This window comes from Carboxylicivirga mesophila, assembly GCF_018271975.1.
GTDB classification, from domain to species: domain Bacteria; phylum Bacteroidota; class Bacteroidia; order Bacteroidales; family Marinilabiliaceae; genus Carboxylicivirga; species Carboxylicivirga mesophila.
This window is the reverse complement of record NZ_JAGUCN010000008.1, coordinates 48,601-62,929: the sequence shown is the minus strand read 5'-3', so window position 1 is coordinate 62,929 and position 14,329 is coordinate 48,601. Positions and strand designations below refer to the sequence as shown.

The 14,329-nt window shown below is 42.1% G+C and carries 8 protein-coding genes; all 8 read right to left on the bottom strand.

Annotated features, from left to right (window positions below):
- Nucleotides 1-42: 42 nt before the first annotated feature.
- The 8 genes from KEM09_RS08440 to KEM09_RS08405 all read right to left on the bottom strand — a co-directional run bounded on the left by KEM09_RS08440 (nt 43) and on the right by KEM09_RS08405 (nt 13,943).
- The gene (locus KEM09_RS08440) at nt 43-1,308 is read right to left on the bottom strand and encodes a cellulase family glycosylhydrolase (RefSeq protein WP_212227565.1); all 1,266 of its coding nucleotides are present in this window, start codon (nt 1,306-1,308) and stop codon (nt 43-45) included.
- Nucleotides 1,309-1,451: 143 nt separating this feature from the next.
- Nucleotides 1,452-3,722 carry a beta-glucosidase BglX gene (bglX, locus tag KEM09_RS08435; protein ID WP_212227563.1) on the bottom strand — a complete coding sequence of 757 codons (2,271 nt, stop codon included), beginning with the start codon at nt 3,720-3,722 and terminating at the stop codon, nt 1,452-1,454.
- Nucleotides 3,723-3,726: 4 nt separating this feature from the next.
- Nucleotides 3,727-4,521, bottom strand: a complete 795-nt coding sequence (locus tag KEM09_RS08430) for a glycoside hydrolase family 16 protein (protein WP_212227562.1) — start codon at nt 4,519-4,521, stop codon at nt 3,727-3,729.
- A gap of 216 nt (nt 4,522-4,737) precedes the next feature.
- Nucleotides 4,738-6,081: a family 16 glycosylhydrolase gene (locus KEM09_RS08425; protein WP_212227561.1), complete on the bottom strand. Its 1,344-nt coding sequence runs from the start codon at nt 6,079-6,081 to the stop codon at nt 4,738-4,740.
- 44 nt (nt 6,082-6,125) lie between these two features.
- A complete protein-coding gene (locus tag KEM09_RS08420) occupies nt 6,126-7,934 on the bottom strand; it encodes a cellulase family glycosylhydrolase (protein ID WP_212227560.1) in 1,809 nt (602 codons plus the stop codon).
- Between the two features lie 77 nt (nt 7,935-8,011).
- Entirely contained in the window at nt 8,012-8,833 is an 822-nt protein-coding gene (locus KEM09_RS08415; RefSeq protein ID WP_212192002.1) for a hypothetical protein, read from the bottom strand.
- A gap of 29 nt (nt 8,834-8,862) precedes the next feature.
- Nucleotides 8,863-10,599 carry a RagB/SusD family nutrient uptake outer membrane protein gene (locus tag KEM09_RS08410; RefSeq protein ID WP_212227559.1) on the bottom strand — a complete coding sequence of 579 codons (1,737 nt, stop codon included), beginning with the start codon at nt 10,597-10,599 and terminating at the stop codon, nt 8,863-8,865.
- Nucleotides 10,600-10,721: 122 nt separating this feature from the next.
- Entirely contained in the window at nt 10,722-13,943 is a 3,222-nt protein-coding gene (locus KEM09_RS08405) for a SusC/RagA family TonB-linked outer membrane protein (RefSeq protein ID WP_212227558.1), read from the bottom strand.
- Between the last annotated feature and the right edge of the window lie 386 nt (nt 13,944-14,329).

Here is a 14,329-nt window from a genome sequence, read left to right as displayed (position 1 = left end):
TGTTTTATAATATTTTGAAACTATTTAACTATTACTTAAGAACTACCACGTTCGGATAATGGAACGTGCCAGCTTACCGGATTGTGTGAGTACCTGTTCGCTCCAGACCCCATTGACTGGTGCTTCCTGCTTCACAATTGACCATTCTTCCTCTTTATCATTGACAGCCCAGTTGCAATGGATTATCTGGTTTTCTTTACACCATTCCATCCATTTCATAGTTTCCGGATCATTTTGTGTATAACCCAAACAGCCCCATTCTGTTACTATTATTGGTAAACCGGCAGCTATGGCTGCTGTGGTTCTGTCACGCAACCATTGGGTGTGATGCACCGAATAAAAATGCATTACATAGGCCACATTGCTATCAGAAGTAATAGGATTTTGTGCAGCTAAATCAACACGCTGCGACCATTCCGGAGTGCCTACGACAATCAGGTTATCTTTATCAAATTCCCTTATTGCAGCAATCACTTTCTCAGCATAAGGTTTAATCACATCATCCCACGATACATCCAATGGCTCGTTATATATCTCATAAATAATATTGTCATAATCGGCATAGGCCTGTGCCATCTCTTTAAAAAAAGCCACTGCATCATCCGGGTAATCTTCAGCATGGTGTGAATGCCAGTCAATAATGACATATAATCCCTCCTCAATAGCTGCATCAACCAGTTTCTTGACATTGGTTTTATTTGCTGCTTGTTTCTCCAAATAACCACCCCATTCATCAACCCCCATTGCGGCACGTACTATGGTGGCTCCCCAATCGAGCTTCAACCAGGATACGACCGAAGCGTTATAAAAACGATTGCCTCCCCATCCTTCATTACTCCAGAAAAAGCTGTTCCCGGCCAGGCTAACGGCCTGACCATGTTTACCAACAATTTTATTTCCTTCCACCTGTAAGCGACCATGCTTTTCAACAATTGATTGGTAATCGTACCGCTCAAATGTCAAAGAATAAGTTTGGGTTGTAACACCATCTTCTGCTGTCACCTCTATTTCAATAGACGAATCCTCCAAACGGAGAGCATCTCCAATTTTAACCGATGCCTTTGCTCCTTTTGAAAGAATCAGAGCACTCACATATAACTCCTCAACTACCCATGGAATAGGGCGATCAATCCTAACTGTATTTCCATCAATGGAAGTATTGAAAACAGATTGCTTATATTCTAAACTAAACAATGATAGTTCGGTGGAAGATGAAAGAACGTTGGGCTCAATTTCATCCTTTAAACCACCACTGCAGGCTAAAAGCAAGTAATTAGATATCAGAACGGTTAATAACCAATATTTCATACCTAAGATTTTCATCTGGAAATTCTCGTATTAAATTGAAAAAGGATTCGGAATGGTCATGAAATCTGCGATTATTTCAAAAACTAATTGATTTAAAAAAGTGTAGAATCTAACCAATAGTGAACCATTCCGAAAACCTAAAATTATTCTATCACAAACACATCTCTTAGACCTTCCTCTGAATTGCATCCTACCATCACCTCAAATTCTCCCGGCTCCATCAGGTAGTCTCCCATTCCATTGTAAAAGCCCATTTCTTTTTCTGTCAGCTTAAAGACAACTTTAATTGTTTGCTCAGGCTCCAGTTTAATTTTCTCAAAACCTTTAAGTTCCTTCACAGGCCGCACCACACTAGCCACCTTATCATGTAAATACAACTGAACCACTTCCTCTCCGGCTCTGTCGCCTATATTTGTTACTTTAACCGCGACCTCCACCTGGTGCTTACTTTTAACAGCCACCTCCAAATCAGTGTATTGAAACTGTGTATAACTCAACCCATAACCAAACGGGTAAAGCGGTTTTTCACTTTCATCCATGTAATGCGGCCAGAACACTTCATTGCGAGGCCCGGGGCGCCCGGTTCGAAACTGGTTATAATAAATGGGCACCTGTCCAACATGTCTTGGAAAAGTCATGGGCAGTTTCCCGGATGGATTATAATCTCCAAACAGCACTTGTGCCACGGCATGTCCTGTCTGGCTTCCTAACTGCCAGGTTTCAATAATAGCAGGTACATGTTCATCGGCCCATGTTATGGTTAATGGGCGTCCATTCATCAATACTAACACCATGTTAGGATTCACCTTGTGTACAGCCTCTAGCAGTTCCTGCTGTAACCCGGGCAAGCCCAAATTGGCCCTTGTGCGCCCCTCTCCACTGTGCAAACCATGCTCACCCAACACCATCACTACAACTTCAGCCTCTCTAGCTGCCTTAAGTGCCTGCTTAAAGCCTGAACGATCAGTTGTATTGACAGTCAGCTCCTGAGAAAAAGCTGTTGGACCAGTAACCAGCTTTGCTCCTTCGGCATAAGTGTAGTTAACTCCATAAGCATCCAATCCCTCGAGCACCGATACAGCCGTATTATCATCAGCCGCCATACGCCAATTTCCCAGAGGGCTATCTTTATCATCCGCCAGGTCTCCAATAACTGCAATTTTATGTGACTTCTTCAGAGGCAATGTAGCTTCCTCATTCTTCAACAAAACAATTGATTTTTTGGCCATATCCAACGCGGCAGCTATGTGCTCAGGATGATAAATCATCTCTTTCTCCCGTTTCTCATTACAATACTTGTAAGGATCATCAAATAAGCCCAAATCGAACTTAACGCGAAGAATCCGACGCACCGCATCATCCACCATGCTCTCATCTACTCTACCAGCTTTTACCAAATCAACCAGGTGCTTCACATAGGCATAGGATTCCATATCCATATCCGAACCAGCCTTAACCGTTAGTTCTGCCGCATGTTCCAGCGAGCTCGCATAGCCATGCTCAATCATTTCACGACCACTGCTCCAATCGGATATAACAAAACCTTTAAATCCCCATTCACCTTTAAGAATATCTCGTTGCAAATACTTATTTGCTGTTGCCGGCACGCCATTCACAATGTTAAATGAATTCATAAATGTTTTTACATCAGCCTCATCAATAGCCGCCTTAAAAGGTGGAAAGATCACATTGTAGTAGGTGACAGTACCCATATCCACTGTATTGTAATCCATACCTGCTTCGGCAAAACCATATCCGGCAAAGTGTTTAGCGCAGGCAGCTATGGTATTATTGGCACTTAAATCATCGCCCTGAAATCCCTTTACACGAGCCACGCCAATTTTGCTACCCAGGTAAGTATCTTCACCGGCCCCTTCCATGACGCGTCCCCATCGCGCATCACGAGAAACATCCACCATGGGAGCAAAGGTCCAGTTAAGCCCCTCTGCTGAAGCTTCGATGGCACCAATCCTTGCCGATTGCTCAATAGCTTTCAAGTCCCAACTGGCTGCCTCGGCCAACGGAATTGGAAACATCGTTTTATGTCCATGAATAACATCAAAGCCAAATATCATGGGAATTCCCAGCCGCGAACTATCAACCGCCAGCGACTGCATTCGGCGCACTTCTTTGGCCCCTCTCACATTAAGCATGGAACCAACCCATCCGTTTTTAATGTGCTCATATTTAACTTGGCCATCCCCCTCTGCAGGTGCCGGACCTGTGACATCATAAAACCCATTGTACTGATTCATCTGCCCCACCTTCTCTTCCAGCGTCATTTGCGCCAATAAATCCTCCACCTGTTTATCAATAGCATCTGTTGGTACGGATTTAACTGAACACCCATTCAGCACCAAAACAATGGCCATTAGCGCCATATATACTTGTCTATCTCTCTTGAAAATCTTCATCTTATCATTTAGTTTTTTGATATACTCTTACATAATCCACCTGCAGGGTGCATGGAAACATACTTTCATCTACGCCGTGTTTACCGCCCCAATTGCCGCCCACAGCCACATTTAGCAAAAGGTGGAATCGTTTATCGAAAGGCCATTCTCCTGAGCCAGCCTGTTTGACTTTTTCAAATTGAAAAACCTCTTCTTCATCCAATAAAAATGTGCATGACTCAGGTGTCCATTCTATTGCATAACAATGAAAAGCTTCTTCAGCGTCAGGCAGGAATGCAGCTTTCCCCCGCTGTGTGCCTTTTGTGTGATTATAATTTTCTGTGTGAATGGTGAAATACACCGAATCGGGCTCGTAGCCCACATGCTCCATAATGTCCAACTCTCCACTGGCTGGCCACGCGCCATACTCTGAATCCGTAGGAAGCATCCAAATGGCTGGCCACGCACCCTTACCTCCACACAGTTTAGCTTTTACTTCAATGCGCCCATACAACCAATCGCCCTTTCCTTTAGTAATTAAGCGAGTTGATGTATATGGTTGGTTAAAGCCACCTTCTTTTCGGGCAATTATATGAAGAACACCATCGCGAACCGTTGCATTCTCTTCCCGGTCAGCGGTGTAATATTGTAGTTCGTTGTTACCCCATTGCCAGCTATTCCCATCGGTATCAAAGCTCCATTTGGTGGAATCGGGTAAGCCATTGTAGTTGAACTCATCGGCCCACACCAATTGGTAGTCATTCCCACTCTGACAGCCGGATAAGGAACTAACAAGGATTAAAAAAAAGATAAGTTTCATTTTACCTGATTTAATTACTTTGCTGATTGACTTTAAAAAGCGCCAAAGATTCTTCGTCTTATCGATCAAGATGAAAACATTAGCTTTAAGAATGCGCCTTTCGGGTGACAGCCAGCATTCGTTAATACAAGCTGTCGCCTATCGTTTAACCTAGCTAATCAAAGAATCTTTGGCTTTTAGCAGAGTATGAATCTCTGAATTGAAAAGCGCATTCCATTATTTCATTTGATATACATGCACATAATCCACTTCCATTGTTGCTGGAAATATATCATCATCGACACCATGTACCCCTCCATAATTCCCACCAACAGCCATATTCAAGAGGAAATAAAAGGGCTGGTCGAAAGGCCAGTTGTCCATGTTGGCATTAGCTGGTTTCTTATATGTTAATAGGATATTGCTACAATCATCCCGATAAAACCGCAGTTCTGTATCCGTCCATATTAAACCGTAAATATGAAAAGCCTCCTCAGCAGTTTCCAATGGCACATGTCCCGAACCAATGGCGTTTCCTTTGGCATGGTTATTACTTTCGATATGAATGGCAGATGATGTTTTATTAGGATCCCAGCTAACGTATTCCATAATATCCATCTCACCACACAATGGCCAGTTTGTACCTTCACGAATGGATTGTCCGAGCATCCAGATGGCTGGCCAAACACCCGGCCCCTGATAGTCTGGCATTTTAGCGCATATTTCGAATATGCCATAGGTAAATGATGGTTTTGAATTAATTCTGGCAGATGTATAATCGCCCACTTGCTGTCCCTCGCCGCTTTTTCGAGCAATTATCTTGAGTGTACCGTCAGAAATGGCAATATTCTGTCCATCGGTATAGTTCTGCCATTCGGCATTACCCCAGCCATGCTGACCTGTTTCAAACAACCATTTTTCCTTATCAATTATGCTGCCATCAAAGTCATCATTCCAAACCAATTGATAATGGGAACGAAAGTCGGGATCATCCTCTGTTATGCTTAATATTTTGGACATGGTCTTTTCAAATTCACCATGGGATAGGCTAATACTTATCTTGTTTTCACCTTCAAAAGGAAAATAGACTTCCACATTCTGCTCTGTCTTATCCAATACCTTGTCATTTACCAGCCAGGATTCTCTATCATACTCTCCGCTACTGGTATTAGTCAGGCGGTAAGTATTTGTTTTACCATCAACAGGCGTTACCTCAAAAGCGGGTATAAAGACATCGTTCTCAACCACAACCTGTTTGCTGACCTGCTTATTATCCGACCAGTCTGACTGACTTCCCCAAATGGTTAAAGTAACAGTATAGGTTCCATTCTCTGGATAGAAACCTTGCATTTCTGTCGTTTCCACCGGCACTCGGTTTGTTCGCTCTCCATTACCGAAATCCCATCGCCAATAGTAATGCTCACCCTGTGTTGTGTTTCTAAAGACAAAAACATTCGCATCAGATGGATGTGGTTTGATTTCAAAGTCTGGTATATAAGTGTTTTGAGGCGATTCGTCACCACAAGCAATAAATAAAGCACTTAAGAGCGTTAAACCTATTAATTTGATACGTATCCCCATAACTAATAACTTTGTTTAAAATGCATACTCATAGAATTTGGTAGTTACTGACCTGAGTCTGCTAAATGACTTGAGGCAAGTTTTTTCCCTTCTCTGACAGACAATTCTGAATACTGGGTTAGTTTAAATGCTTTAAGGTTAGAACCTCCAGATTCAATCCTGATTCTGACCTTCACTTCTCCTGCTGGCAGGTATATCTTTTTGATTTGCGTGCTGTTCCATTCCTCTCCACTTTCTGTCACTGGTAATTGAATATTCGAAGCTTGCACAGCTCCATTTACCAAGATACTAATTTGACCTCCTGCGGTGGCTGCAGCACTCATTATATCCAACTTATAATAACCCGACTGAACTGCATTAATGGTGTATTGTAACCACTCACCAGGCTCAGTCCATCCTATATAATAACCATCTCCATCTTTACCAATATCTACACCATCGTTTCGAAAATGATTTCCAACATTCCATTTAGCCCATTTACCTGAACTATCATGAATATCTTCTGATAATGCATCGTGGTAAGCATCACCATCCTTGCCCAAATCGTAATGAACACATTGTATCCATTCCTCTGTCTTGTGATGCATATAAGGCTTTGTTGCCCTTGTATGGCTCCCGCTATTTAAAGCAAACATGACATCCGGAGCTATCGTGCAGTTTTCAATTTTATGGGCATCAGCATAAGCCATTACGGCGTTGCAAGTTTCTTCTACTGAAAGTGGTTTACTCCCGTCTTTCCATGAATTTACTAATTCATAATAATCTTCATTGGTAGTCACTTTTAATACATTGTTCAGGCGGCTCTTTTTTACCGGCCACCATGACCAACCAATGTTATTTCTTTCGAAAAGCTCTATTGCTTCCGCAAACCAGTGATTTGAGTTTTCTCCTGATTCGCTCATCCATAAAGGCATATTGTATTGCTGACGCATATCAATTGCCCACTGTATAGCGTTTTGGGCATTACTATTCCAGTATTTATGAAACGTCAATACGGTGTTATCATCATAGCCATTTAAAGCATGGTTCTCAAAACCATTGTAGTTATTCCCCCAGCAGTTACCTGATATAAAGATGATATGTGTTTTATCAACGCTTCTAATGGCATTTGTTATTCGTTGGTGCAAACTCCATAATGCCCCATTGTTTTGGCATTCGCATCCGTTTTCATTTTGGGTATTGCCATCTACATCCCAGTTAGGCTCATTAATAATGTCGTATCCGCCTACCCAGGGGTTGTTTTTATAACGTTCGGCTATTTTTGTCCACAGCGCTATTAATTTCTCCTGGTTATCGTTACTCTCCCATAGCGATGGCAGAGTTTGATCGTAATCACTTATATTGGCATCTTTTCCCTGACCACCGGGCGCGCCGTGCATATCAAAAATCACATACATCTGGTTTTCTTCGCACCATGCCACTAGCTTATCCAGTTTGTCAAAACCCTTATTGAACCAGGTGTTTTGTATAGTGCCATTAGAATTTCTTTCTTCCTCCTCTATTGGCAGCGTAAACCATTTATAATGCAAAGCAGGACGTATGGTATTGAATCCCCATGCTTTCAAAGAGTCTAAATCAGTTTTAGTAAAATGATGCTCTAACCAATGAGCATAGAATTCATTGGTGCGTTCAACGCCCATTGTTTCATTTAGCTTGTTACGGAACTGGGTATGTGTATTGATACCTGCATCAGTTGATTGCATCATATACCCTTCCTGAATCATCCAGTTGCCTGTGCCAATACTGCGAATAATAAATGGTCCCTCATCATTGATGATATTGATATCTTCAACGCGCAGAAATCCCTGGCTCTGGCAAACTAGCAGGTGGCTAAGTAATATTATTAATGTCAAAAATCGGTTCATTGTCAATGAAAAAAAGGGGCTTACAACAGGTGTAAAACCCCTTTTCAGATGTTGAATAATTAAGTTTATTCGGCTGGTTTGAATACCCAGAGCCATCCGGTACCACCGGCATTTGACGCTGTGTACAAAATCATGCGATCACTGCTCAGTTCAATAATCTCGTATTTTGAATCAGGATTAACCCTGGCTGGATCGTATCCCAAAATTGATTGCTCGTTAAATGTAATACTTGTAAAATCACCGTTGAAAGCAAAGCTACCTAAACTACCTGCATCATCCGGACTTGTAAAATAGGTGTAATTTGGTGCTCCTGCTAAGTCAAACACCATCTTACCGTCTGCATCACCCGGAGGGCAACATGTTGAACCAGCATTCCACCATAACTCCTGCCAGTTGTAGGGTGCCACCATGGCCCAGAATAAATTTTGCCCATCAGACCATTGATAATCCTTATCAAACACCCAGGTTTTACCGCCCAAATCATCACCCACCAGTGCATAGTAAGCTTCTGGTAAAGGTTCGTCAAGTTGAGTGACCTCAACCGTTACAGACTTCTGAATGTACTCCTTTGTGTCTGGTGTATCATTGGTCATATAAGGAGTGGTAGCATAGTAAGTAAACTCGTGCGTTCCTGTAAACGGAAATACTACCTCCACACGATCAGTTGATTTTGTATCCAGAATATAGTCCCAGTAACCTGTTACACCGGGTGTATTCATTTGAATGGACAATTTGTTACCGCCATTAGTTGCCTGAACGACGGCCAACTCAATATTATCCGCATCAAAACTATTCTTTAATACATCTCTGTCTTCGATTGGCTCACAAGCAGAAAATGCTAAAAGCGAAGCGCCTGCTAACAAACCAAATAGTTTATTTAATTTCATACTTTTCTGTTTTTCAAGTTAACAATTGATTACCAGCCTGGATTTTGCTCATACACACCATTAGATAAGCGAATTTCACCTTCTGGCACAGGTACCAGACCTTTCGTCTCAGGTCGGTAAGACACCTTATAACTTCCCTCTGTTCCTGAGTTATTAACAGCAGCTTCCACACCGAAGTAGTTATTGCCGCTCTCGGCATCGCCCCAGCGCACCAGGTCAAACCAACGTAATCCTTCGAAAGCAAATTCGTGCAGTCGCTCATCCTTTAAATTCTCAATCGTATAGGCTACAGGATCCAATCCTGCTCTTTCTCTGACAGCATTGATGCCATCTGCTGTTTGCGTTAATTCAGAATGCATTAACAGAATATCTGCAAAACGCAGGTAATAAAAATCCTGAGCAGCCCATAACTGCATTGGGTCACCATGTACCATGTTAAGCAAGTAGTAGAACATCCCTTTTACACCATCTGGGCCATTGTGCTGAATGGTGGTGTACTTTTTATTCGTCAAGCCTGTGTTGTGATCGCCTTTTCCAATGTTCCAGCCATCAACCCCCATATCCGGGTCTTTCGAATTTAAATCAATGACAGAACCCTGCTTACGCGGATCATCATCAGACCAGCTGTTATAAAAGGCATTGTGCACAGTACCCCAGCCCCAGCCCTGGCCGAATGGCACCATCGAATGATCGCGGATACCAAAGAATAAACACACACGGTTGTTATACTGCTGTCCAAAGCTCCAATCTGCCAAACCATAACGGAGGGCAAACATTACTTCGTGGTTACCAGTACCAATGCTTGAGTTAGGACCGTCCTGACCAACCCATTCCAAACCTTCATTTTCTGCCCATGGCAATACCGGATGTGTTCCCTCCGGATCATAATCGCGTGCATTTTGATTGACGTACGAATAAGGCCACAGATTTCGGAAGTCAGATGCTAATTTATAGCCACTATTGTCGCGTACATCTTCCAAATGAGCAATTACGTCGGCTTTGGAAATACTGCCTCCATCGTACAATGGTAAAGCATCAGCAGCCTGCTTCTCTACATTGGTCATGTAACCGGTATAGTATAGATAAGCCCTGGCTATGTAAGCTTTGGCCACCCATACATTGGCATGTCCATAAGTTGCCAATGGAAAATCAGCTGCTTTCCTCTTAGGTAACAGTTCAGCCGCAGCTTTGAAATCAGAGGCTATAAAGGCCCAGGTTTCAGATAAGGATGAACGAGGTGCACCGCGATCTGCATCAGTTGTTGAAATAATTGGCATTCCTCCGAAGAATCGGGCAGCACGATACATTAAGAAGCCACGCATAAAATAAGCTTCTCCCAATGTGTTATTCTTGAATGCCTCCGCTTCGGCTGCAGTTTCAAAAAAGCGCTTGAAATCATTTAGCTGAACTGCTTCTATCACGGCATTGGCGCGACTAACACCATTATAGGTTTCTTTCCATAAATCGCGATAAGTATCTTCGGCAGGATCCAGAAAATTATCCACATCTTTTGCAGATTTATCATCCGGTCCACCACCGCCTAGCATCACATCACTCATCAGGTTGGCTGCCACATGCTCGTTGCTGTGCACTCCACCAACAAATAAAGCGTTATACACTCCATTCATTGCTTCCTCAATATCGGTTGGTGTCCGATAGAAAGTATCTAAACTTTTTTCATATAGATTATCAGTATCGAGATGATCATCACAACTGCTTATGATGGCCACTAAACCAATAACCACTGTATATATTATCTTTTTCATACGTTTTTTCTTTTGTATTGTCGTATGGAACTTACCATGATTGAATTGTTACTTTTGGTTTTCAGCCAATCATGGCTCATTTCATGATTCGTTTATAATCAACTAAAACAATTGGAATAGTTTTAGAATGTCACGTTCACTCCAAACATCACAGTGCGTGGTAGCGGATATAATCCTAAGTCCACTCCTGACGACCATGAATTGGCACCATAGCCCACTTCTGGATCCATTCCATCATATTTTGTAAATGTGTACAGGTTGTTAACAGAGACATATACCTTTGCAGCACTCATCCAATCAACATCTCTTAGCAAGCGATCAAATTTGTAACCTAACGTCAGATTATTGATGCGCAGGTAATCAGCATCGTGCATGTAAATATCGGAAATCAGCTGAGTATTCGCACTACTGTTATAAGTCAGGCGTGGCAAACGGTTTGATGTGCCTTCACCATGCCAGCGACCAAAAATTTGTGTGGTATAATTTTGGCTTAATTGGTCAGCAAAGGAGCGGTATGATTGCATCACCTGGTGACCAAATTTACCTGCCATTGTTGTATTCACATAAACACCTTTATACTCGGCATTAAGTTGTATCCCTAATTCAAAATCAGGTAATGGTTTTCCGAGCATCACACGATCATCATCATTGATGACACCATCTCCATTCTGGTCAACAAAACGAACATCTCCCGGCTGACGAGGTTGACCTGGTTCTGTTTCAATCATAATGGGTGTTCCATCGGCTGTTACATAATTATCTACGTCCGTTTGGTTTTGAAGAATACCATCCGTTTTATAGCCATAAAAGAAGCCTATTGGTTTACCTACCTGAACACGAGCAATATCAGAAGTTCCCTGAGATAATACATGACTGGCACCATAAATAATACCTTCGGCATTGGCCAGTTTGGTTACCTCATTTTTATTGTACGCACCTGTTACTGTTACACCATATTTGAAGTCAGAGATGTTGTCATTCCAGTTCAACATTACTTCAAAACCCTTGTTTTCGATATCACCACCATTAATAAATGGTGCACCAGCTCCAAAAGTTCCCAATATTGGCGCGTCTACTAACCAATCCTTGGTCGTCTTTTTATACCAGTCAAATGTAAAGCCCAAACGCGAACTAAAGAAACGTGTATCCAAACCAATGTTTATCTGTTCTGATGTTTCCCAGGTCACATCAGGATTAGGCACATTGGCAGGCACTGCAGCTTGCTGAGGGACATCTTTGTTAGGACCAAAATAATAGCCTTGAGCCCGATAAGCAATATTAGAGCTGTATACAAAATTACGAATATCCTGGTTTCCGTTCTGTCCCCAGCTGGCACGCAACTTACCATAACTGAAAATATCAAGCCCACGTATAAATGATTCCTCACTGAAGTTCCATCCTGCCGAAACTGACGGGAAGTAACCCCAACGGTTACCTTCTGCAAAATTGGATGAGCCATCAGCGCGCATGGTAAAGTCAGCCATGTACTTTTCATTGAAGTTATAGGATAAACGCCCCATATATGACATCAAACCGCCACCTTGAGCAGCCCAGTCACGCCCCCATGTTCCAATTTGAGAAACCTCTTCAGGATTTTTTGTATTGTCTACATAGGCATACTTTGGGTCTCCAAACAATGTATTACGCTTCTGACCACCTACATTTACATTCAAAATATCTTTCACCATCTCGGTACCAGCTAAAGCACTAAAGCGGTGATTGTTAATATCAAAGTCGTAGGTAGCGGTATTTGTCCATGTATAGCGCGTTCCCTGGTACATATCCTGTTGTGCGCCATCAACTGTATTCTGGTACTGGGTACCTAACTCATAGGTTGGTGACCATGACCGGCTATGTCCAAACCAGGCATCCAAACCAAATGAAGAGCGAACCTTTAGGTTCTTTACCGGCTCTAAGATGGCATATACATTACCAACAATATTATTGCCTTTACCCCAGTTATAGTTATGGCGGTAATACATTGTAGCTATCGGATTATGTTGTCCCATAGAGACCCCCTCTAAGGTTGGAGCATATCCGCCCGTACGGTGATTAATATCTTCGTTTGACCAATAGACTGGCATCAGTGGATTTGTCACTAACGCGTTATGTAAATCATTGTAATAGATATTACCGGTTGCAACAGCACGATTCTCAGTGTTTGTATAAGTAAAATTCTCTCCTAATTTCAATAATTCTCTATCGTTTAATTTAAGCACGGTAAACTCAGTATTTAAACGTCCAGTGATACGTTTGTAACCGGCATCGGTGATATGACCGCCAATAATACCTTCCTGATCGAAATAAGAGAAACCGGCTGAATACACAACGCCCTCACTAGCGCCGGTTACATTAATTGAGTGGCTCTGCATAGCAGCATTATCATTTGTCATTTCATCCACCCAATTAGTACCTTTCCAGCCACTTTGTAGTTGATCCCATACATCTTGTCCGTATTCAGTCCCAAGATTTCCAGGAAATGTTTCATTCATATATGTATTGCCATTCACAATCATATCCTGCCAGTCAAATGGCTCAAGACGCTCATTGGAACGGGCCTCATCCATGATGAACATATACTCCTGTGCATTTAATACAGGTAAAGTCTTATAGACATTTTGAACACCATAGTAGCCATCGTAAGTAATTTGAGGTTTGGCCCCTTTTTTACCTTTTTTTGTAGTCACCAGAATAACTCCATTAGCTGCACGTGAACCATAAATAGCAGCTGAAGCCGCATCTTTGAGCACATCAATGGATTCAATATCCGATGGGTTTAAGTAATCAATGCCGCCACCTACAGCAACCCCATCAACAATGTATAAGGGTGATGCATTTTCAATGGTACCGGCACCACGAATCGTGACACGCGTACCTGCACCAGGTGCACCATTACTACGGGTAATATTTACACCCGGAGCTAAGCCCTGTAAAGCTTCCATTGCACTGGCAGTGTTTAATTCTGCTAATGCCTCCCCTTTCACATTAGCATTGGCTCCTGTTACTAAGGCCTTCTTTTGCACGCCATAACCAACTACCACAACCTCATCCAGGTCCGTGGCATCTTCTTCTAACTGCACATTGATAGTTGTTGAGGTCACCATCACTTCTTGTGCTTTCATACCTACAAAAGAGTACACTAACATATCGCCTTCGTTGGCCATCAGTTGATAAAACCCGTCAACATTAGTGATAGTACCCGATGTAGTACCTTTTAAAACAACACTAACCCCGGGTATTGGTGCTCCATCGGTAGCACCTGTAACAGTACCCGTTACAGTTAGGTTTTGAGCCTGGCTGGTTAAAGCCAGTAAAAAGAGAAAAATCCCCAATACATGTTTCATAATAAATGGATTTTAAATTATTCGATGGCACAAACATAAACGTCATTTGTTAACAAGTGCTAATATATACACCTCATAAAGCCCTCACTCCACCTCTCCAATAACCTCATTTTATCCTCACTTAAAAAAATACAAATCACTCATACATTGCGATTTAGACAATTTTAACTTCTAAAAAGAGCTTACAATCGCCTCATTGGTGTATCATTTACACTTACAGTATTCACTGTATACGTTTTTTAACATTTACAGCTTTTATTCATCCTACTACAAGCTGAAAAAGAATGTAAGCATACCTTTATGCGTTGATGAATATCCGCAATAAGAGACATAATAATCTTAAGAGATTTCTAGAACCAATGCAATTTGGATGAGAACTAGTAGAA

Coding starts and splice junctions, on each gene's coding strand:
- KEM09_RS08440 (WP_212227565.1), bottom strand. CDS start 1,308: ATGAAATATTGGTTATTAACCGTTCTGATATCTAATTACTTGCTTTTA.
- bglX (WP_212227563.1), bottom strand. CDS start 3,722: ATGAAGATTTTCAAGAGAGATAGACAAGTATATATGGCGCTAATGGCC.
- KEM09_RS08430 (WP_212227562.1), bottom strand. CDS start 4,521: ATGAAACTTATCTTTTTTTTAATCCTTGTTAGTTCCTTATCCGGCTGT.
- KEM09_RS08425 (WP_212227561.1), bottom strand. CDS start 6,081: ATGGGGATACGTATCAAATTAATAGGTTTAACGCTCTTAAGTGCTTTA.
- KEM09_RS08415 (WP_212192002.1), bottom strand. CDS start 8,833: ATGAAATTAAATAAACTATTTGGTTTGTTAGCAGGCGCTTCGCTTTTA.
- KEM09_RS08410 (WP_212227559.1), bottom strand. CDS start 10,599: ATGAAAAAGATAATATATACAGTGGTTATTGGTTTAGTGGCCATCATA.
- KEM09_RS08405 (WP_212227558.1), bottom strand. CDS start 13,943: ATGAAACATGTATTGGGGATTTTTCTCTTTTTACTGGCTTTAACCAGC.